Source organism: Serinicoccus chungangensis (assembly GCF_001483745.1).
Taxonomy (GTDB): domain Bacteria; phylum Actinomycetota; class Actinomycetes; order Actinomycetales; family Dermatophilaceae; genus Ornithinicoccus; species Ornithinicoccus chungangensis_A.
In genome coordinates this window covers 108,866-128,715 of the sequence record NZ_LQBL01000032.1, presented here as the reverse complement: position 1 = coordinate 128,715, position 19,850 = coordinate 108,866, and the positions used below count along the sequence as shown (strand labels likewise).

At 73.4% G+C, this 19,850-nt stretch carries 17 protein-coding genes; 7 read left to right on the top strand and 10 right to left on the bottom strand.

Annotated elements, in window-relative coordinates; translation table 11 throughout:
- Positions 1-45 precede the first annotated feature (45 nt).
- On the top strand, positions 46-1,290 hold the full coding sequence (locus AVL62_RS14815; protein ID WP_058892422.1) for an MFS transporter: 1,245 nt from the start codon (positions 46-48) through the stop codon (positions 1,288-1,290).
- On the opposite strand, the gene AVL62_RS14810 is transcribed toward AVL62_RS14815, so the two are convergent.
- From AVL62_RS14810 to aceB, 6 genes are read right to left on the bottom strand one after another with little or no spacing between them, the layout of a single operon-like run.
- Positions 1,275-1,787: a type II toxin-antitoxin system PemK/MazF family toxin gene (locus AVL62_RS14810; protein ID WP_058892421.1), complete on the bottom strand. Its 513-nt coding sequence runs from the start codon at positions 1,785-1,787 to the stop codon at positions 1,275-1,277. The genes AVL62_RS14815 and AVL62_RS14810 overlap by 16 nt on opposite strands.
- Positions 1,784-2,533 (bottom strand): IclR family transcriptional regulator, encoded by a 750-nt coding sequence (locus AVL62_RS14805; RefSeq protein ID WP_058892420.1) that lies wholly within the window; start codon positions 2,531-2,533, stop codon positions 1,784-1,786. Before AVL62_RS14805 ends, AVL62_RS14810 begins: the two co-directional genes overlap by 4 nt.
- On the bottom strand, positions 2,530-3,951 hold the full coding sequence (locus AVL62_RS14800) for a (Fe-S)-binding protein (RefSeq protein WP_201023289.1): 1,422 nt from the start codon (positions 3,949-3,951) through the stop codon (positions 2,530-2,532). Before AVL62_RS14800 ends, AVL62_RS14805 begins: the two co-directional genes overlap by 4 nt.
- Positions 3,951-5,264 carry an FAD-binding oxidoreductase gene (locus AVL62_RS14795; protein ID WP_058892419.1) on the bottom strand — a complete coding sequence of 438 codons (1,314 nt, stop codon included), beginning with the start codon at positions 5,262-5,264 and terminating at the stop codon, positions 3,951-3,953. Before AVL62_RS14795 ends, AVL62_RS14800 begins: the two co-directional genes overlap by 1 nt.
- Positions 5,264-6,739 (bottom strand): FAD-linked oxidase C-terminal domain-containing protein, encoded by a 1,476-nt coding sequence (locus AVL62_RS14790; protein WP_058892418.1) that lies wholly within the window; start codon positions 6,737-6,739, stop codon positions 5,264-5,266. The genes AVL62_RS14795 and AVL62_RS14790 overlap by 1 nt, the downstream gene beginning before the upstream one ends.
- Before the next feature lie 54 nt (positions 6,740-6,793).
- Entirely contained in the window at positions 6,794-8,410 is a 1,617-nt protein-coding gene (gene aceB, locus AVL62_RS14785) for a malate synthase A (protein ID WP_058892417.1), read from the bottom strand.
- Positions 8,411-8,576: 166 nt separating this feature from the next.
- On the opposite strand from aceB, the gene AVL62_RS14780 reads away from it, so the two are divergent.
- From AVL62_RS14780 to trmB, 5 genes are all read left to right on the top strand, one after another.
- Positions 8,577-9,005: a GNAT family N-acetyltransferase gene (locus tag AVL62_RS14780; RefSeq protein WP_058892416.1), complete on the top strand. Its 429-nt coding sequence runs from the start codon at positions 8,577-8,579 to the stop codon at positions 9,003-9,005.
- 57 nt (positions 9,006-9,062) lie between these two features.
- Positions 9,063-10,586, top strand: coding sequence for a molybdopterin-dependent oxidoreductase (locus AVL62_RS14775; protein WP_058892415.1), 1,524 nt, complete (start codon positions 9,063-9,065; stop codon positions 10,584-10,586).
- Positions 10,587-10,617: 31 nt separating this feature from the next.
- A complete protein-coding gene (locus AVL62_RS14770) occupies positions 10,618-11,325 on the top strand; it encodes a fasciclin domain-containing protein (RefSeq protein ID WP_058892561.1) in 708 nt (235 codons plus the stop codon).
- 189 nt (positions 11,326-11,514) lie between these two features.
- Entirely contained in the window at positions 11,515-13,380 is a 1,866-nt protein-coding gene (gene lepA / locus AVL62_RS14765) for a translation elongation factor 4 (protein ID WP_058892560.1), read from the top strand.
- A complete protein-coding gene (gene trmB / locus AVL62_RS14760; protein ID WP_058892414.1) occupies positions 13,377-14,096 on the top strand; it encodes a tRNA (guanosine(46)-N7)-methyltransferase TrmB in 720 nt (239 codons plus the stop codon). The genes lepA and trmB overlap by 4 nt, the downstream gene beginning before the upstream one ends.
- A 6-nt stretch (positions 14,097-14,102) precedes the next feature.
- Here the strand turns inward: trmB and ppk2 are convergent, their stop codons facing one another.
- Entirely contained in the window at positions 14,103-14,993 is an 891-nt protein-coding gene (gene ppk2, locus AVL62_RS14755; RefSeq protein WP_058892413.1) for a polyphosphate kinase 2, read from the bottom strand.
- Positions 14,994-15,077: 84 nt separating this feature from the next.
- On the opposite strand from ppk2, the gene hemW reads away from it, so the two are divergent.
- Positions 15,078-16,298: a radical SAM family heme chaperone HemW gene (hemW, locus tag AVL62_RS14750; protein WP_058892412.1), complete on the top strand. Its 1,221-nt coding sequence runs from the start codon at positions 15,078-15,080 to the stop codon at positions 16,296-16,298.
- A 420-nt stretch (positions 16,299-16,718) separates the two neighbouring features.
- Here the strand turns inward: hemW and AVL62_RS14745 are convergent, their stop codons facing one another.
- From AVL62_RS14745 to fumC, 3 genes are all read right to left on the bottom strand, one after another.
- Entirely contained in the window at positions 16,719-17,237 is a 519-nt protein-coding gene (locus AVL62_RS14745) for a DUF4870 domain-containing protein (RefSeq protein ID WP_235585721.1), read from the bottom strand.
- Positions 17,238-17,242: 5 nt separating this feature from the next.
- Entirely contained in the window at positions 17,243-18,130 is an 888-nt protein-coding gene (locus AVL62_RS14740; RefSeq protein ID WP_058892411.1) for a DUF3097 domain-containing protein, read from the bottom strand.
- A 257-nt stretch (positions 18,131-18,387) separates the two neighbouring features.
- Positions 18,388-19,791 carry a class II fumarate hydratase gene (gene fumC / locus AVL62_RS14735; RefSeq protein WP_058892410.1) on the bottom strand — a complete coding sequence of 468 codons (1,404 nt, stop codon included), beginning with the start codon at positions 19,789-19,791 and terminating at the stop codon, positions 18,388-18,390.
- Positions 19,792-19,850: the final 59 nt, after the last annotated feature.

The window sequence follows — 19,850 nt, the reverse complement described above, 5'->3', positions numbered from 1 at the left end:
GCACCCAGGTGCCCGGCCCTTCTCGTTGCCGCAGGGAGGTATGCCGTGTCCAGGCGGGGTGGCACACGTGCGGCCGACCAGGATTTCCGGCTGCGGGACGTCGCGCTGCCCGCCTTCGCGCCCACGGTCGTCAACGCGGTCGGCCTGGGTGCCATCACCCCCGTCCTGGCGCTGCTCGCACGTGACCTGGGGGCCAGCGTCGGCGAGGCGGCCTTCGTCGTGGCCCTGCTCGGGGTGGGCAGCCTCCTGGGCGCCCTGCCCGCGGGAGCGCTCGTCGCCCGGATCGGTGAGCGGCGGGCCATGGTGCTCGCCGGCGTGGCCGACGCGCTGGCCCTCGGCGTCGTCGCCCTGGCGCCCTCGTTGGCGGTGCTGGGCGTGGGGGTCGTCGCCAGCGGCATGACCTGGGCGGTGTTCCTGCTGGCCCGGCAGGGCTTCCTCATCGTCGTCGCACCTGTGCACCAGCGGGCACGCGCCATGTCGACGCTGGGCGGCTCGCACCGCATCGGGGGGTTCCTGGGCCCGGTCCTGGGCGGCGTCCTGCTGGCCGCGACGGGGGAGCTGCGCTCGGTCTTCTGGCTGGCGGCCGCGATGGCCCTGCTCTCCGCCCTCGTCGTCCAGCTGGCGCCGGACCTCACGGCCGGGCACGAGCGTGCCGACCGGGCGGGCGGCGCCCGCCCCACCCGCGTGCTGTCCGTGCTCCGGCACCACTGGCGCACCCTCGCCTCAGTCGGCAGCGCGGTGGTGGTCATCTCCGGGGCGCGGTCCCTGCGGATGGTGCTGCTCCCGCTGTGGGCCGACCACGTCGGGATCTCCGCCGCGACGACCTCCCTCGTCTTCGGGGCCGCGGCCCTGCTGGAGATCTGCCTCTTCTACCCCGCGGGATGGGCCATGGACCGGGCCGGTCGCACCGTCGTGGCCGTGCCCGTCGTCGCGCTCATCGGGCTCGGGGTGGTGCTGCTGCCGCTGGCGGGCGCCGTCACCGGCTTCACCCTGCTGGCCCTGCTCATGGCGGTCGGCAACGGCCTCGGGTCCGGCATCGTCATGACGCTGGGGGCCGACACGGCACCGGAGCAGGGCCGGGCGCAGTACCTCGGTGGCTACCGGCTCGCGGGAGACGTCGGCGGACTCGGTGGCCCGCTGCTCGTGTCCGGGCTCTCGCTCGTGGCGCCGCTGGCTGCCGTCTGCGTCGTCGTGGGGTCCCTGTGCCTGCTCGGCACCGGGTGGGTGGCGCACCGGGTCGGCCGCATCGACCGACGACGCCGCGTCGGCGTGGCTCAGAGCGCGGGGTAGTGCCGGCGCACCTGCGCCACGACACGGTCGAAGACCTGCCGGTCCAGCTGGGCCCCGGTGCGGCGTACCGCCTGGGGTTCCAGCCTCAGCAGCCGGTTGACCCGGGCCTCGCTGGGGCGCCGTCGGTGGTCCCACCCCCCGCTGCCGACGTCGACCCAGTGCCGTCCGGCCCGCGCCTCCTGCGCGGCGTCGCGGTCGTGGTCCTGGCTGGTCAGCTGCAGAGCCAGCAGCAGGGGACCCTCCCGTCCGACGACGAGGACGGGGCGGTCCTTGCCCTGGCTCGCGTCCTCCTCGTAGGGCACCCACGCCCACACCACCTCACCCGGGTCCGCGCGGTCGTCCGCCACCGGGGCGTAGCCCAGCCGGGCCCCAGGACCCGGGCCGGCCGCCGCGCCGGGCCGGGGTCCGGCCGTCCCGGGCGGCTGCCGCTGCGTCGTCGCGCGGCGTGCCACCCGGGCGGCACGCCGCAGCACCCGGCCCACGTCCCGCGCCCTCACGGCGCGTCGCCCAGACCGGCGGCGATCCGCCGCAGCACGGGGACCACCTCGTGGGCCTGCTCCCGGGTGAGCCGCTCGGTGGGCCCGCTGACCGACAGGGCGACCTCGAGCGCGCCGACGGGCACCGGGACGGCCACGCAGCGCACCCCGAGCTCCTGCTCCTCGTCGTCGAGCGCGTAGCCCTGCTCACGGACGGCCGCCAGCTCGCTGGTGAGCGCCGCCACGGTCGTGAGGGTATGCGGTGTCCTCGGCTCGAGAGGGCGGCCCGCCAGGAGCTCGGGCCACGTGTCGCGGGGCCGCGCCGCGAGCGCCACCTTGCCGACCGCGGTGGAGTGCAGCGGCACCCGGCGGCCCACCTCGGCGAAGATCCTCAGGGTGTGCGGGGAGGGGGACTGGGCGACGTAGACCATGGCGTCCCCCTCCAGCACCGCGAGGTTGGCCGTCTCCCCGGTCTCCAGGACCGCCTCGCGCAGCGCCGGGGCGGCGGCCGTGCCCAGGGCCCGGTAGGACGCGTCACCCAGCCGTAGGGCCGCCGGGCCCACGGCATACCGCCGGTCGGCGTCCTGCCGGACCCACCCGCGCGCCGCCAGCCCGGCCACGAGGCGGTGCGTCGTGCCGGGCGCCAGGCCCACCTCCCGGGCGATCTCGGTGACCCCCAGGGGCGAGGTGCCCGCGAGCAGCTCGATGATGTCGAGGGCGCGGTCGACGGACTGCACGCCGCGGGGGCGTTCCTGGTCGCGGCTCATCGGACCGCGCCCTCCCTCCGCGGCTCCGACGGCAGCCCGGGCAGCGGGACCCCGCGGATGGACGCGTCCAGCACGACCGCGGTGTGGACGAAGGGCAGGGGGTGCCCGGCGCGTTCCAGCGCCCGGCTGATCTGCATGAGGCACCCCGGGTTGGCGGTGACGACGAGCCCGGCCCCGGTGCGCAGGATGCTCGCGGCCTTGCGGTCACCGAGCTCGGTCGCCGGCTCCGGCTGCAGGATGTTGTAGACGCCGGCGGACCCGCAGCAGATCTCCCCGTCCGGGATCTCGACCAGGTCCACCCCCGGGATGGCGCCGAGCAGCTGGCGCGGGGCGCTGACCACGCCCTGGGCGTGCCGGAGGTGGCAGGCGTCGTGGTAGGCGAGGGTGAGGGGCTCGGTGGTCGCGGCCACCGGGTGCCGTGGAGCCTGCGGCCCCAGCTCGACGAGGATCTCGCTCAGGTCACGGACCCGGTCGGCGAACACCCGGGCGCGCGCGGCGTAGTCCGGGTCGTCCGCGAGCAGGTGGGCGTACTCCTTCATCGTGGAGCCGCACCCCGCGGAGTTGACCACGACCGTCTCGACGCCGGCCGCCTCGAAGGTGTCGACGAGGCGGCGGGCGAAGGTGCGGCCCTCCTCCTCCCGGCCGGTGTGTACCGAGAGCGCGCCGCAGCAGCCCTGCGTCTCGGGGGCGACCACCTCGCAGCCCTCGGCGGCGAGCACCCGGACGGTCGCGGCGTTGACCTCACCGAAGAACTCGCGCTGGACGCACCCGGTGAGCATCCCCACCACCGCACGTCGGGGCCCCTGCGCCGGGGTACGAGGCGCCACGGTCACCCGGGGGCCGAGTGGCGGGGCCAGCGACTGCATGACCTCCAGCTCCGGGCTGACCCGCCCCACCAGCCCGGTGCGGCGCAGCAGGCCGAGGGCGCCGGAGCGCTGCGCGGCGCGCAGCGGCCCCCGGAGCAGCCGCAGCCGTCGGGGGTGCGGGAAGAGGGCGAAGACGAGCGCGCGCAGGGCGCGGTCGCGAGGGGGCCGGGTGACCCGGCGCTCGACCTGGGCCCGGGTCTGCTCCAGGAGGAGGTCGTAGCGCACGCCTGAGGGGCAGCTCGTCACGCAGGCCATGCAGCCGAGGCAGGCGTCGAGGTGCCCGACCGTCGCGGCGGTGAGGGGTGCGCCCTCGGAGGCGGACCGGATCTGGTCGATGCGGCCCCGGGGGCTGTCCATCTCCTCGCCCCACAGCTGGTAGGTCGGACAGGTGGTGAGGCAGAAGCCGCAGTGCACGCAGTCGTCCAGCAGGTCCGGGTCGGGCGGCCGGGACGCGTCGAAGGCCGGGTCGGCCAGGACCGGCGAGGCGGTCCCGCGGACCCGGGGCATCCCGAGCAGCGTGCGGCGCGGTGTCGGTCCCTGCTGCGTGCTCATCACAGTCCTCCCACGAAGCGGCCCGGCGCCAGGGTGCGCCCGGGGTCGAACTGCGCCTTCACCCGGCGCATGAGCTCCAGCCCGGGCACCGGCCCCCAGGTGCCCTCTGCGTCGAGCGACGCCTTGACGGCGGGCGGGGCGTCGAGGACCACGGTGGACCCGCCCAGCCGCGTCGTCGCCGCCCGCACCGCCATCACGGCACCGAGCGCCGTCTCGACCTGCGCCTCCTCGGGGAGGATGGCGCGCAGCACCCCGACCCCGGCGGAACCCGTGATCGTCAGCCCGTGGTCGTTCGCGACCTGCACCAGCTCGGCGGTGCCGCTCAGCCGCGTCGTGACCCGGAGCAGGGTCGGCCGCCTGGCCACCTCCTCCGCGGTGGACCAGGGCTCGGCGGCGCTCGGGACGACGTGGGCGATCTCCTCCACGGTGACGCGCTCCGGGTCGACGGCGACGACGGCCTCGGCAGAGCCCACGAGACCGGGCGAGGAGAGCTCGGCGGCGAGCTGCGCGGCCCGGCGTCGCGTGCTCCCGGGGCTCCCGCCCAGGCCGACCGACACCTGGGCGTCCGCCCCCGGAACGGCGTGCACGTCGAGGACGTGCGGTGCGGTCCGGGTCCTGACGAGGTGCGCCAGCACGGGCGCGAGGTGCTCGCGGGGCACGAGGGCGTGCACCTGCCGGACCTCCTGCGGCTCGGGGTGCAACCGCACGGTGACCTCGGTGACGACGGCCAGGGTGCCGAAGGAGCCGGTCATGAGCTTGCCCAGGTCGTAGCCGGCGACGTTCTTGACGACCCTGCCGCCGGCCCGGGCGACGGTCCCGTCGGCGAGCACGAGGCGCACCCCGAGCACGAGGTCGCGCAGGGGACCGGCCCGCAGCCGCCGGGGACCGGACAGGTTGGTCGCCACGGCACCGCCCAGGGTGGACCCGGCCGCGTCCGCCCCACGACCGACCGCGAGGTCGTCGACCACCAGCTCGTGCCCCGCGTCGGCCAGCAGGTGGCGCAACCTGGTGAGCGGCATACCGGCTCCGGCCGTCGCGACCAGGTCGCCGCGCGCGTGCTCGACCAGCCCGGCCATGCCGCCCGTCTCGAGGACGACGTCGACGCGTTCCGGCGGGCGACCCCACTCCAGCTTGCTGCCGTGGCCGCGCACCACCACCGCGAGACCGTGGGCCGAGCAGGCGCGCATCAGCTCCGAGGTCTCCTGCGCGGACGCCGGTCGCGCCACCACCCGGGCGGGGACGCCGTCGACCCCGTCCTCCTCAGCGGCCGGCCGCACCGCGCACGTCGCCCCCAGGAGCTGCTCGAGCGACATCAGAAGACCTCGGCCCCGTCGACGGACGGCTCGTCCGCCGCGTGCACCACCCGCGGGCGCTCGCCGCACATCCGCGGTGTCGGGTAGATCTTGCCCGGGTTGGCCAGCCCCGCGGGGTCGAAGGCGCAGCGCAGCAGCTGCATGGTGTCGAGGTCGGCGGGCTCGAACATCCGCGGCATGTAGCGCGCCTTGTCCGCGCCCACGCCGTGCTCCCCGGTGATGGACCCGCCGTGCGCGACGCACAGGTCGAGGATCATCCCCGACACCTCCTCGGCGCGCTCGGTCGCGCCCTCCTGGGCGGCGTCGAAGAGCACGAGCGGGTGCAGGTTGCCGTCACCGGCGTGGAAGACGTTGGCGACCCGGACCCCGCGCTCGGCGCTGATGCGACCCATCTCCCGCAGCACCTCCGGGAGGGAGGTCCGGGGCACCACGCCGTCCTGGACGATGTAGTCCGGCGAGATCCGCCCGACCGCGGCGAAGGCCGACTTGCGCCCCTTCCAGATCTCGGCGCGCTCCGCGGCGTCCGCCGCGGTCCGGAACTCGACCGCGCCGTGCTCCGCGCACAGCCGCCGCACCCGGTCCAGCTCCTGCTCCACCTCGACGGCGGGGCCGTCCAGCTCCACGACGAGGACCGCTCCCGCACCTTCGGGGTAGCCGCAGGAGACCGCTGCCTCGGCGGCCTCGACGGCCAGGGCGTCCATGATCTCGATCGCTGCTGGCACGATCCCGGCGGCGATGATCGCGCTGGTCGCCGCGCCGGCCTCGTCGGTGCCGCCGAAGCCGGCGAGGCAGGTGCGGACGTCCTCGGGCAGCCGGGTGAGCCGGAGGGTGGCCCGGGTCGCGACGCCCAGGGTCCCCTCGCTGCCCACGAAGGCGCCGAGCAGGTCGTACCCCGGGGCGTCCGGGGCCTCGGTGCCGAGGGTGACCTGCGCGCCGTCGGGGGTGACGACCTCGAGGGACAGCACGTGCCCGGCGGTGAAGCCGTACTTGAGGCAGTGCGCGCCGCCGGAGTTCTCGGCGACGTTGCCGCCGATGGAGCAGATCTGCTGGCTGCTCGGATCGGGGGCGAAGTAGTACCCCCCGGGCTCGGCCGCCCTGCTCACCGCGAGGTTGACCACGCCGGGGTCGACGACCGCCCGCTGGTCCTCCGGGCGCACCTCGTGCAGCGTGCGCAGCCGGCTGGTGACGACGAGGACCCCGTCGGCGTGGGGGAGCGCACCCCCGGACAGCCCGGTGCCCGAGCCGCGGGCGACGAAGGGCACGTCGTGGCACGCGCAGGCCCGGACGACCTCGGCGACCTGGTCCGCGCTCTCGACGAGGACGACGAGCGCCGGCCGGACGCGGTATGCCGCCAGCCCGTCGCAGGCATACGTCTCCCGCTGGGCGGGGTCGGTGACGAGCACGTGCTCGGGCAGCCGCTCACGCAGGTCGCGCAGGACCGCGCCGACCCCCGCCCGTGGGTCCGTCTGCGTCATCGCCTGCCTCCTCGGTGCACCCTCGGCCCAGCGTAGGTCACGGACCCGGCCGGCTCAGGGCATCGTCTCGTAGGCCGGGACGGTGAGGAAGTCGACGAACTCGTCGGCGACGGCCACCTGCAGGAAGAGGTCGGTGGCCGCGCGGTGGTCGGACGCCCCGCCGGGCAGGTCGGCGAGCACCTCGTCGGTCAGCCGGTGGATGAGCTCGCGGGTCACCTGCTCGCCGGTGTCGGCGAGCGTCACGCCCTGGTGGAGCCACTGCCACACCTGGCTGCGGCTGATCTCCGCCGTCGCGGCGTCCTCCATGAGGTGGTGGATGCCCACGGCGCCACGGCCCGTCAGCCAGACGGACAGGTACCGTATGCCGACCTCGATGTTGGCCCGCAACCCCCGCTCGGTCACCTCGCCGGGGGTCGCGGCGACGTCCAGCAGGTCGGCGGGCCGGACCTGGACGTCCTCCCGGGTGCGGTCCAGTTGGTGGGGGCGCTCGCCCAGGACGTGGTCGAAGACCTCGCGGCAGGTGGGCACCATGCCGGGGTGCGCCACCCACGACCCGTCGAACCCGTCCTCGGCCTCGCGCTGCTTGTCGGCGGTCACCTTCTGGAAGGCGGCGGCGTTGACCTCCTCGTCCGCGGACGGGATGAACGCCGCCATCCCCCCGATGGCGTGGGCGCCGCGCCGGTGGCAGGTGCTCACCAGCAGCTCGGTGTAGGCGCGCATGAACGGCGCCGTCATCGTCACGGAGGCCCGGTCGGGGAGCACGAAGTCCGCACCGCGGGTGCGGTAGGTCTTGATGACGCTGAAGAGGTAGTCCCAGCGGCCGGCGTTGAGCCCGGCGGAGTGCTCGCGCAGCTCCCAGAGGATCTCCTCCATCTGGAAGGCCGCCGGGAAGGTCTCGATGAGGCAGGTGGCGCGGATGGTGCCACGGGGCAGTCCCAGGGCCTCCTGCGCCAGGAGGAAGGCGTCGTTCCACAGCCGGGCCTCGAGGTGGTGCTCCATCTTGGGCAGGTAGAGGTAGGGCCCCTTGCCGGCATCCAGCTGGGCCCGGGCGCTGGCGCACATGAACAGCGCGAAGTCCACCAGGCCGCCGGCGACCCGCTGCCCGTCGACGGTGACGTGCTTCTCGCCCAGGTGCCACCCGCGGGGTCGCATGACGATGGTCGGCAGGCTGGCGTGGTCGGTGGTGGCCAGGGCGTACTCCTTGCCCTCCGGGGAGGTGAACGAGATGGTGCCCAGGACGGCGTCGCGCAGGTTGATCTGCCCCTCGACGACGTTCTCCCACAACGGGGTGTTCGCGTCCTCCTGGTCGGCCAACCAGACCCGGGCACCGGAGTTCATCGCGTTGATGGTCATCTTGCGGTCGGTCGGCCCGGTCATCTCGACCCGCCGGTCCTGCAGGCCCGGCGCAGGCTCCGCGACCCGCCAGGTGGGGTCGGCGCGCACGTGCTCGGTCTCGGGCAGGAGGTCGAGGTCCTCCCCGGCGGCGACCCGCGCCACGACCTCTGCACGGGCGGCCAGCCGCTCCTGCCGACGCGGCTCCAGCTCCCGGTGCAGGGAGGCGACCAGCTCGAGCGCCGGTCGGCTGAGGATCTGCTCGTAGCCGGGGCGGAGGGCACCGGTGACCTCGACGCCGGCGGGCAGGTCCAGGGCGGGGGTGGATGTGGTGGTCATGGGCACCTCCGGGTATTCCATTTGATGGAATGACGAGTTCGCTGGATGAAATGATCGTAGCCGCCTCTCTCGACGCCGTCCACCTCCCGGGCGCGGGTCCGACCTCGGGCGGCAGCCGGTGGCACGAGCGATGGCGGGGGCCCGCCGGGCTGGCTAGGCTGGCCGCGTGGCCGGCCACGAGATTCTCATCAGCGCTGATGACCGCCCGGGTCGCGAGGAGCTGCTCGGGCTCTACGACGCCGTGGGCTGGTCGTCCTACACCACCGACCCCGAGACCCTCGAGGCCGCCGTCGCCGGATCGACGCGGGTCGTCACGGCGCGCTACGGCGAGGACCTCCTCGGCCTCGCGCGGGTCATCTCCGACGGGGCGACCATCGCCTACCTGCAGGACGTCCTGGTGCGCCCCGAGCTGCAGCGGGAAGGGGTGGGGCGAGCTCTGGTGGTCGCCGCCCTGGAGCCCTTCTCCCAGTGCCGCCAGAAGGTCCTGCTCACTGAGGACGAGCCCGGCCAGCGGGCCTTCTACGAGTCGCTCGGCTGGACCGAGATCCGCGACCACGAGGACGGGCGCCTGCGCGCCTTCGTGCAGCTACGGTGATGACGGTGTGACCTAGATCACACCATCCGACGGCAGGGTCCGGGCCGAACCCTGGGCATGACGACGACATCCCCTTCGCGAGGCCGGCGTGCGGCCGGAGCCGCCTCCGGGCTGCTCGCCGGTGGCGCCGGGGTGCTCGCCGGGGAGGGGCTGGCGCAGGTCCTGGACGTCACCGGACCGGTGGTGGCGGTGGGGAACCGCGCGGTCGACCTTACCCCCCGCCCGCTCAAGGAGTGGGCGATCAGCACCTTCGGTCAGGCCGACAAGGCCGTCCTGCTGGGCGGCGTGCTGGTGACGCTGGTCGTGCTGCTCCTCGCGCTGGGGTGGGTCGGGGTGCGGCGTCGCCTGGTCGCTCTGGTCGGCGTCGCCCTCCTGGTCTCCCTGGCCGGGGCGGCGATGGTGCTCGACCCGGCGCAGGGTGGAGGTGCCCTGGCCGTCGCGGCGTCCGTTGCGGGGATGCTGCTGGTCGGGGTGGGTGGACTGGCCTGGCTGCTCTCCGCGCTGCCGGCGCGGGCTGGGCAGGGGTCGGGTCTGGATCGCCGCCGCTTCCTGGTCGCCACGTCCAGCGTCGCGGCCCTCGGGGCGGCAGGGGGCGCCACCCGCACGCTCGCCGGCGAGACGGGGACCGGCGGGGTCGACCTCCCGGCTCCTGCCCTGGCTGCCGATCCGGTGCCCGACGGGGTGACCTTCGACGTGGACGGGCTCACGCCCCACGTCACGCCGACCCCGGACTTCTACCGGGTGGACACCGCCCTGCAGGTGCCGACGGTGGACGCCGGGTCGCACGTGCTGCGGATCACCGGCATGGTCGACCGTCCGCTGGAGCTGTCCCTCGCGGACCTGCTGGCCCGGGACCTCGTGGAGCGTCGGATCACGCTGACCTGCGTGAGCAACGAGGTCGGTGGCGACCTGCTGGGCACCGCCACCTGGCTCGGCATCCCCGTGCGCGAGCTGCTCGCGGAGGCAGGGGTTCAGGACGGTGCCGACGCCGTGCGCTCGGTCTCCGTCGACGGCTACACGGCCGGGACGCCGCTGGAGGTGCTCACCGACGAGCGCGAGGCGCTGCTCGCCGTCGGGATGAACGGCGGCCCGCTGCCGGCCGAGCACGGCCACCCCCTGCGCATGGTCACCCCGGGGCTGTACGGCTACGTGTCGGCCACCAAGTGGCTGACCGAGCTCGAGGTCACCCGGTTCGCGGACTTCACCGCCTACTGGACCGACCGCGGGTATGCCGCGAAGGCCCCCATCAAGCTCTCCTCCCGCATCGACGTACCCGGGTCCTTCGCCCAGCTCGAGGCCGGCGACGTCACCGTGGCCGGTGTCGCGTGGGCGCAGACCGTCGGCATCGAGCGCGTGCAGGTGCGTGCCGACGAGGGGGAGTGGCAGGACGCCGAGCTCGGCGTCGAGGACTCCGACCAGACCTGGCGCGCCTGGCGCTGGACCTGGTCGGCCGAGCCGGGCTCGCACCGGCTCGAGGTCCGCGCGACCGATCGCGCCGGCCAGACGCAGACCTCCCGGCGGGAGCCCATCGCTCCTGACGGGTCCACCGGGTGGCACAACGTGACGGTCTCCGTCTCCTGAGCCGCCCGACCCCATCAGAAAGGAATGCATGATGCGTATCTCCAAGGGAATCCTGGCCGTCTCGATGGCCTCCGCGCTCGCCCTGTCCGCCTGCGGCGGCGAGGGTGACGACATGGCCGCCGAGGGCGGCTCCACCGAGCAGTCCAGCGAGGACATGGCCTCCGAGGACATGGAGTCCGAGGACGACATGGCCGACGACGAGATGGAGACCGAGGAGGACATGGCCGGCGGCGAGATGGACCCCGCCGCCAACCTCGTGGGCCCGGGCTGCGACGACTACGCCGAGCAGGTGCCGGACGGTGACGGCTCGGTCGAGGGCATGGCCCAGGACCCGGTCGCCGTGGCCGCGGGCAACAACCCGCTGCTCACCCAGCTGACCGCTGCGGTCTCCGGCGGGGTCAACCCGGACGTCGACCTCGTGGACACCCTCAACGGCGACGAGTTCACCGTCTTCGCGCCGGTCGACGAGGCCTTCGAGGCCATCGACCAGGAGACCATGGCCACGCTGCAGGAGGACTCCGAGCTGCTGAGCTCGATCCTCACCTACCACGTCGTGCCGGGCCAGATGACCCCGGACGAGGTCGTGGGCGAGCAGACCACGGTGCAGGGCGAGACCCTCGAGGTCACCGGCTCCGGTGACGAGCTCATGGTCAACGACGCCTCGGTGATCTGCGGTGGCGTCCAGACCGCCAACGCCACCGTCTACCTCATCGACGGCGTGCTGATGCCGCAGGGCTGACCTGCGGACCGCCCCCCGGCCCGAGACACCGGGGGGTGACCCATCACGGACCTGCTCGCGCCCCTCCTTCCGGGGGACGCGGGCAGGTCCGTGCCAGGTGGCCTGCGTGCCGTCACGGCGCGGCCGACGTGGGACACTGGCCCTCAGACCACCGTCCGACCACCCTGCCCCCTCTGCGAGGTGCCTGCCCTGTCTCCGCTCGCCCGACCCGACTCGGTGCCCCAGCCTGCCTCGACCCCGCCCGAGGTCATCCGCAACTTCTGCATCATCGCCCACATCGACCACGGCAAGTCGACGCTGGCCGACCGGATGCTCCAGGTCACGGGGGTCGTGGGGGAGCGCCAGATGCGCGCGCAGTACCTCGACCGGATGGACATCGAGCGCGAGCGCGGCATCACCATCAAGAGCCAGGCCGTGCGGATGCCGTGGGCGGTGGACGCCACGTACATCCTCAACATGATCGACACGCCGGGTCACGTGGACTTCACCTACGAGGTGAGCCGCAGCCTGGCCGCCTGCGAGGGGGCGGTGCTGCTCGTCGACGCCGCGCAGGGCATCGAGGCGCAGACCCTGGCCAACCTCTACCTGGCGATGGAGAACGACCTCACCATCATCCCGGTGCTCAACAAGATCGACCTGCCCTCGGCCCAGCCGCAGAAGTACGCCGAGGAGATCGCCGGTCTCATCGGCTGCGATCCCGCGGACGTGCTGCGGGTCTCGGGCAAGACGGGGGAGGGCGTCCCCGAGCTGCTGGACCGGATCGTGGCCGAGATCCCGCCGCCGGTCGGGGAGGCGGACGCCCCGGCCCGGGCGATGATCTTCGACTCCGTCTACGACACCTACCGCGGCGTCATCACCTACGTGCGGGTCGTCGACGGCTCGCTCTCGCCGCGCGAGCGCATCGCCATGATGTCCACCAAGGCCACCCACGAGCTCCTGGAGATCGGGGCGATCAGCCCCGAGCCGGCGCCCACCCAGGGTCTCGGGGTCGGCGAGGTGGGGTACCTCATCACGGGCGTCAAGGACGTGCGCCAGTCCAAGGTCGGCGACACCGTCACGGGGGAGCGGCGGCAGGCCGCCCAGCCGCTGGGCGGCTACCACGACCCCCGCCCGATGGTCTTCTCCGGGCTCTACCCCATCGACGGCTCGGACTACCCGATCCTGCGCGACGCGCTGGACAAGCTCAAGCTCAACGACGCGGCCCTGGTCTACGAGCCGGAGACGTCGGGGGCGCTCGGGTTCGGCTTCCGGGTGGGCTTCCTGGGGATGCTCCACCTGGAGATCGTCCGTGAGCGGCTGGAGCGGGAGTTCGGCCTCGACCTCATCTCCACCCTCCCCAACGTCTCCTACGACGTCCGCCTCGACGACGGCTCGGAGATGGAGGTGACCAACCCCAGCGAGTTCCCGGCCGGCAAGATCGCCTCGATCACCGAGCCGGTGGTCCGCGGCACGATCCTGGCCCCCAGCGAGTTCATCGGCGCCATCATGGAGCTGTGCCAGAGCCGGCGGGGCACGCTGCTGGGCATGGACTACCTCTCCCCGGAGCGGGTCGAGCTGCGCTACACCCTCCCCCTCGCCGAGATCGTCTTCGACTTCTTCGACGCGCTCAAGTCCCGCACGCGCGGGTACGCCTCGCTGGACTACGAGCCCTCCGGCGACCAGGAGGCCGACCTCGTCAAGGTCGACATCCTGCTGCAGGGCGACACCGTCGACGCGTTCAGCGCGATCGTGCACCGGGACAAGGCCTACGCCTACGGCGTCCAGATGGCCGGCAAGCTCAAGGAGCTCATCCCGCGGCAGCAGTTCGAGGTGCCGGTGCAGGCCGCGATCGGCTCCCGGGTGATCGCCCGCGAGACCATCCGCGCCATCCGCAAGGACGTGCTCGCCAAGTGCTACGGCGGCGACATCAGCCGCAAGCGCAAGCTGCTCGAGAAGCAGAAGGAGGGCAAGAAGCGGATGAAGATGGTCGGGTCCGTCGAGGTGCCGCAGGAGGCCTTCATCGCCGCGCTCTCCCAGGACGGGAGCGGCGCCGAGACCGCGAAGTCCAAGAAGTGAGCCAGGCCGACGCCCCCCGGCACCCGGCCCGCCTGCGCTCGTTCACCCGGCGCGGCGGGCGCATGCTCAAGCAGTCGCACGAGGACGCCTGGGAGCGCTACGCCGGGACGCTCGTGCTCGACGTGCCGCGCCCTCGTGGCGCTGACGCCTCGACCGGGGTGGACCCGGCACACCGGCTCGACCCCTCGCAGGTCTTCGGCCGGAGCGCACCCCTGGTGGTCGAGATCGGCTCCGGGTCGGGGGACACCCTGGTGCACGCCGCCACGCAGCGCCCGGACTGGGACTTCCTGGCCCTCGAGGTGTGGCGACCCGGGATCGGCCACGCGATGGCCAAGATGGACCGGCCGCTGCCCAACGTCCGCTTCCTCGAGGCCGACGCGGCCCTGGCGCTGCAGACCCTCCTGCCGCCGGGCGGCGTGCACGAGATGTGGACCTTCTTCCCCGACCCGTGGCCCAAGCAGCGGCACCACAAGCGCCGCCTGGTCTCCCCGGACTTCGCCGCCACGGTGGCCGCTCTCGTGCCCACCGGCGGGCTGTGGCGGCTGGCCACCGACTGGGCCGGCTACGCCCACGCCATGCGGCAGGTCCTGGACGCGCACCCCTCCTGGGAGCTCGCCTCCACCGGGAGGGCGCCGCTGCGGCCCGTGACGCGGTTCGAGCGCCGCGGGACCGAGGCCGGGCGGGAGATCGTGGACCTGGCCTACCGCCGCGCCTGAGCCACCTCAGTCGCCGGCGCTGTCCTTGGCCCGCTTCACCAGCCGGGGGTCGGGGCGCAGCACCACGTCGTGGTCTTTGCCCTCGTACTCGAACTGGGACAGGAAGTGGCGCATCGCGTTGATGCGGGCCCGCTTCTTGTCGTTGCTCTTGATCGTCACCCAGGGCGCCCAGTCCGAGTCGGTCCGTCGGAACATCTCCTCCTTGGCAGCCGTGTAGTCCTCCCAGCGGTCCAGGCTCTCCAGGTCCATGGGCGAGAGCTTCCACTGCCGCACCGGGTCCAGCTGGCGGATGGCGAAGCGGGTGCGCTGCTCGGTCTGGGTCACCGAGAACCAGAACTTGGTGATCGACACCCCGGCGTCCACGAGCATCTGCTCGAACAGCGGCGCCTGGATCATGAACCGGTCGTACTCCGCCTGGGAGCAGAAGCCCATGACCCGCTCCACCCCGGCGCGGTTGTACCAGGAGCGGTCGAAGAGGACCAGCTCCCCGGAGGTCGGCAGGTGCTGGATGTAGCGCTGGAAGTACCACTGCCCGGCCTCGACCTCGGTGGGCTTGTTGAGGGCCACGACGCGCGCGCCGCGCGGGTTGAGGTGCTCGGTGAAGCGCTTGATGGCTCCACCCTTGCCGGCCGCGTCGCGACCCTCGAAGACGAGGACGTGCCGGCTGCCGTTGTCCTTGGCCCAGTACTGGAACTTCAGCAGCTCCACCTGCAGCAGCCACTTCTCGACCTCGTAGTAGTCCCGGGTCATCCGCTCGCTGTAGGGGTAGTCCTCGCGCCAGGTGTCGACGGCACTGCCGTCGGGCGTGATGAGATCAGGGTCGGAGCCCTGGTCGTCCCGGACGGTGTAGCCCTGGTCGCGCAGGCTGTCGATGTATTCACGAAGCCGCTGCTGCACACCGCCGACCCTAGCGCGCCGAGCAGCGGGGAGGGGGTCGGACCGGCCGTGCGCCGCGGGTCCGCCGGGGTGGGAGACTGGGGTATGCCCTCGAGCTTCCCCCCGGGCGATCCCGCGCCCCCGGACGGCTCGCTCCCGGCGTCCGCGCTGCAGGGTATGCCGCAGCGCCCGTTCTCCGTCTACCTGCACGTGCCCTTCTGCCGGGTCCGGTGCGGCTACTGCGACTTCAACACCTACACCCTGCCTGAGCTGGACGACGCGGGGGCACCGCAGGGCTATCTCGCGGCCGCGCACGCCGAGATCGAGCTGGCGGCGCAGGTGCTGCGCCCGGGCGGCCCGCCGCCGGTGTCGACGGTCTTCGTCGGTGGCGGCACCCCGACGCTGCTGCCGGCGACGGAGCTGGGCTCCCTCGTGGCCGCGGTGCGGGACCGCTGGGGGCTGGCGGCGGGGGCCGAGGTGACCACGGAGGCGAACCCCGACACCATCACCCCGGCCGTCGCGGAGCAGCTCGCGCGGGCGGGGTTCACCCGGGTCAGCGTGGGGATGCAGTCCTCGGTGCCCCACGTCCTGCGCACCCTCGACCGCACGCACGACCCGGCGGGCGTGGCGGGTGCGGTGGGGGCCCTCCGGGATGCCGGCCTGCAGGTGAGCCTGGACCTCATCTACGGCACGCCGGGGGAGAGCCTGGCGGACTGGCGGGCCAGCCTGGACGCCGCGGTGTCGCTGCGCCCGGACCACGTCTCGGCCTACGCGCTGGTGGTGGAGCCGGGCACGCGGCTGCACGGCCAGGTGCGTCGCGGCGAGGTCCCGGCCCCCGAGGACGACGACGAGGCGGACAAGTACGAGGTGGCGGCGGAAGTGCTCGGGGGCGCCGGCTACGGGTGGTACGAGATCTCCAACTGGGCGAGCGACCCGCAGCACCGGTGCCGGCACAACCTCGCCTACTGGCAGGGCGCCGACTGGTGGGGGGTCGGCCCCGGCGCGCACAGCCACGTGGGCGGGGTGCGGTGGTGGAACGTCAAGCACCCTCGGGCCTACGCCGACCGTCTCGGGCAGGGTGTCAGCCCGGCGCACGCCCGCGAGGTCCTCACGGCGGGGGAGAGGTATGACGAGCGGGTCCTGCTCGGCGTCCGGCTCGGGGACGGGCTGCCGGTCGAGGACCTGCGTCCTGCCGGTCGACGAGCGGTCGCGGGACTGGTCGCCGACGGGCTGCTGGAGGGCCGGGCCGCGGTCGGTGGCCACGCCGTGCTGACGCTGCGCGGCCGCCTGCTGGCGGACACGGTCGTCCACCGGCTCCTGGTCTGACGCCCGCACCGCTCACCGCCGGTTCACCGACACGCCACACCGCGTCCGCCGACGCGCCGGACGGGCGAGCCAGACTGGCAGCAGACCCTGCGGGGTATGAGCCTGCAGGGCCCTGGCGCCCGGACGAGATGTGGCCCGGTCGGCGAAGTATGAGTTCGCCGACCGGGCCACGACCCGGGGTGCTGTCACCGGGCGGTGCGCAAGGTGCCAGAGGCTCAGGTGCGCAACACCGCAGCTCCGTCCCTGCGGACGGTGCGAATCCTCGGCCAGTCTCGCGACCCGCGCCCCCCGAGGGGAGTGCGTAGGGACATGTCTACGCCCCTCCCGACGACCCCGCAAGGGGTCGACGACGAAATCTCCGCAGACCCGGCGTGTCGGGCGCAGACACGCCGGGCCGCGTGACCCGTGGGGAGCCTGGGGTCAGCTGAGCAGGCGAAGCTGGAACGGGTACTCGTAGACGCGCCCGTCCGCGGCCCGCACCGCACCCTTGATGTGGCACCACAGCTGGATGACGAAGATCGCGATCCACCCCGGGATGGCCCACAGGAAGCCGATCCCCAGGGTGAGGATGACGGTGATCCAGAGCACGATGCTGACGATGCCCAGGCTGAGGTTGAAGTTGAACGCGCCGGCGGACGCGGTGCGCACGGCCGTCGACCGGTCCTTGTAGAACAGCCAGATGAGCAGCGGGCCGAGGAAGGGCAGCCAGCCGGCGCTGAACACCATGGCGATCGGGCCGGACAGGTGGGCCAGGAGCATCATGGTGCGCTCGTCGCCCTGCGGCGCGCCCGAGGGTGCGCCGGCGCCGGGCGGTGTCGACGAGGGCTGGCCGTAGGCCTGCGGCCCGGGTCCGGAGGCAGGCGGGGGGCCGGACGGCTCGCCGGCGCGCTGCGGGTCCTGCCAGGGCTGGTCGCTGGGGGACTGGGGTGTCTGGGTCATGCTGCTCACTCCTCGTGAGGTGGTGGAACGGTGACGAAGTCGATCAGTTCTTCGACGCTGGCGAGCAGCGTAGGTTCCAGGTCGCTGTAGGACCGCACGGTCGAGAGTATCCGTTTCCAGCCCAGGGCCACATCGGTCTGCGACCGGTGCGGCCAGCCGAGCTCGGCCAGGACCCCGTGCTTCCACGAACGACCCCGCTCGATGACCGGCCAGGCCTCCCGGCCGAGGCGGGAGGGCTTGACCGACTGCCAGACGTCGACGTAGGGGTGGCCGAGGATGCGGACCCACGGGCTGACCCGCTCGGCCTGCTGCACGATGCGGGTCTCCTTGGTGCCCGGGACGAGGTGGTCGACGAGGATGCCGAGGCGCCGGTCCCGGGTCGGAGCGAACCCGCGGATGAGCGAGGCCAGGTCGTCGACGCCGTCCAGCATCTCCACGACGACACCCTCCACCCGCAGGTCGTCCCCCCAGACCTTCTCCACGAGCTCGGCGTCGTGCCGACCCTCGACCCAGATGCGCGAGCCGCTGGCGACCCGGGCCGGGCTGCCCCCCACCCGGACCGACCCGCTGGCCGTGCGGGCCGCGGCCTGCCGGGCCTGGGCGAGCCGGGTGCTGGACTCCCGGTCCTCCGGTCGGGTGAGGACGACAGGCCGCCCGTCGACGAGGAAACCCGGACCGAGCGGGAAGCCCTTGCGGCGGCCGCGCCGGTCCTCCAGGTGGACCACCTGCATCCCCCCGGCGCGCTCCACCCCGACCACCGCGCCGCACCACCCGGTGTCGACGTCCTCCACCACCAGGCCGCGCTCGGCGGCCACCTGCTGGGCCCGGCCGCCCCGGGGCGCGCGCCAGTCCGTGGCGAGGACGTCGGAGCCGTAGCCGTAGCGGTCGTTCACAACGGATGACGGTAACGCCCGTGACGCAGGAGGCCAGGGAGGCGCGCGAGGCCCGCGACTCATCGCACCGAGCGTCGCGAATGGTTGCTCTCTCACCCACCGAGCGTCGCGAATGGTTGCTCTCTCATCGCACCGAGCGTCGCGAATGGTTGCTCTCTCATCCCACCGAGCGTCGCGAATGGTTGCTCTCGCCGGAGCAGCCAACCATTCGCGGCGCTCGGTGGGAGGGGGTCAGGCCTGGCGGGGGTGGGAGGGGGTCAGGCCTGGCGGGGGTGGGTCATGTCGAGCGGCACGACCCAGGCGTCGAACTCCTCGGCGGTGAGGTGGCCGCTCTCCAGGGCCGCCTCGCGCAGCGTCTGGCCGGACCGGTGCGCCGCCTTGGCGATCGCCGCGGCCTTGTCGTAGCCGATGTGCGGGTTCAGCGCCGTCACCTGCATGAGGTTGCTGGCGAGGTTGGCCTCGATGCGCTCGGTGTTCGGCTCGATACCCCGGGCGCACCCCACGTCGAAGGCGAGGCAGGCGTCGCTGATGAGCCGGATGCTCTCCAGCACGGCGTGGACCATGACCGGCTTGAAGACGTTGAGCTGGAAGTTGCCCTGGCTGCCGGCGAACCCCACGGTCGCGTCGTTGCCGAAGACGCGCGTCGCGACCATGGTCATGGCCTCGGACTGGGTGGGGTTGACCTTGCCCGGCATGATCGAGCTCCCCGGCTCGTTCTCCGGGATGAGCAGCTCGCCGATGCCGTTGCGCGGACCAGAGGCGAGCCAGCGCACGTCGTTGGCCATCTTCATCAGGGCCCCGGCCAGGGTGCGCAGGGACGCCGAGGTCTGCACCAGCGCGTCGTGCGCCGAGAGCGCGGCGAACTTGTCGTCCGCGCTGCGCAGCTCCAGGCCGGCCTCCTCGCCCATCCGGCGCGCGGCCAGCGCGCCGAACTCCGGGTGGGCGTTGAGCCCGGTGCCGACGGCCGTCCCGCCGATCGCCAGCTCGTGCAGCCCCTCCGCGGCGTGGCGCACCTCGCCCAGGGCGTAGTCGAGCTGGGCCACCCAGCCGCCGATCTCCTGGCCCAGCGTGATGGGCGTGGCGTCCTGCAGGTGCGTGCGTCCGACCTTGACGACGTCGGCGTACTCGGCCGACTTGGCGGCGAGGGTGTCGCGCAGCTGGCCCACCGCCCCCTCCAGACGGTCGCGCAGCTCGAGCAGCACCGCGATGTGCATGGCGGTGGGGAAGGTGTCGTTGCTGCTCTGGCCCCGGTTGACGTGGTCGTTGGGGTGCACCGGGGTCTTGCTGCCGAGCTCCCCGCCGGCCAGCTCGATGGCGCGGTTGGAGATGACCTCGTTGGAGTTCATGTTGCTCTGGGTCCCGGACCCGGTCTGGAAGACCACGAGCGGGAAGTGCTCGTCGAGGTCGCCCGAGATGACCTCGTCGGCCGCCCGCACGATGAGGTCGGCGACGTCCTGCGGCAGCTCGCCCAGCTCGGCGTTGGCCTGGGCGGCACCCTTCTTGAGGATGCCGAGGGCGGTGATGATCGGTCGCCCCCACACGAAGGTGTCCTGACCGATGGGGAAGTTGTGGATGCTGCGCTGCGTCTGCGCCCCCCAGTAGCGGTCGGAGGGGACCTCCACCTGGCCCATGCTGTCGGTCTCGGTGCGCGGCTGGCTCATGGCGCTCATGGTATGCCGTGCGCCAGGCTCGCGTAGACTGGCACTCCGCGCCCCTGAGT

What these genes read in the sequence shown, in the direction of transcription:
- fumC (WP_058892410.1), bottom strand. Translation starts at nt 19,791, where the DNA reads ATGAGCCAGCCGCGCACCGAGACCGACAGCATGGGCCAGGTGGAGGTC.
- AVL62_RS14805 (WP_058892420.1), bottom strand. Translation starts at nt 2,533, where the DNA reads ATGAGCCGCGACCAGGAACGCCCCCGCGGCGTGCAGTCCGTCGACCGC.
- hemW (WP_058892412.1), top strand. Translation starts at nt 15,078, where the DNA reads ATGCCCTCGAGCTTCCCCCCGGGCGATCCCGCGCCCCCGGACGGCTCG.
- AVL62_RS14770 (WP_058892561.1), top strand. Translation starts at nt 10,618, where the DNA reads ATGCGTATCTCCAAGGGAATCCTGGCCGTCTCGATGGCCTCCGCGCTC.
- AVL62_RS14775 (WP_058892415.1), top strand. Translation starts at nt 9,063, where the DNA reads ATGACGACGACATCCCCTTCGCGAGGCCGGCGTGCGGCCGGAGCCGCC.
- AVL62_RS14800 (WP_201023289.1), bottom strand. Translation starts at nt 3,951, where the DNA reads ATGAGCACGCAGCAGGGACCGACACCGCGCCGCACGCTGCTCGGGATG.
- AVL62_RS14795 (WP_058892419.1), bottom strand. Translation starts at nt 5,264, where the DNA reads ATGTCGCTCGAGCAGCTCCTGGGGGCGACGTGCGCGGTGCGGCCGGCC.
- AVL62_RS14790 (WP_058892418.1), bottom strand. Translation starts at nt 6,739, where the DNA reads ATGACGCAGACGGACCCACGGGCGGGGGTCGGCGCGGTCCTGCGCGAC.
- aceB (WP_058892417.1), bottom strand. Translation starts at nt 8,410, where the DNA reads ATGACCACCACATCCACCCCCGCCCTGGACCTGCCCGCCGGCGTCGAG.
- AVL62_RS14745 (WP_235585721.1), bottom strand. Translation starts at nt 17,237, where the DNA reads ATGACCCAGACACCCCAGTCCCCCAGCGACCAGCCCTGGCAGGACCCG.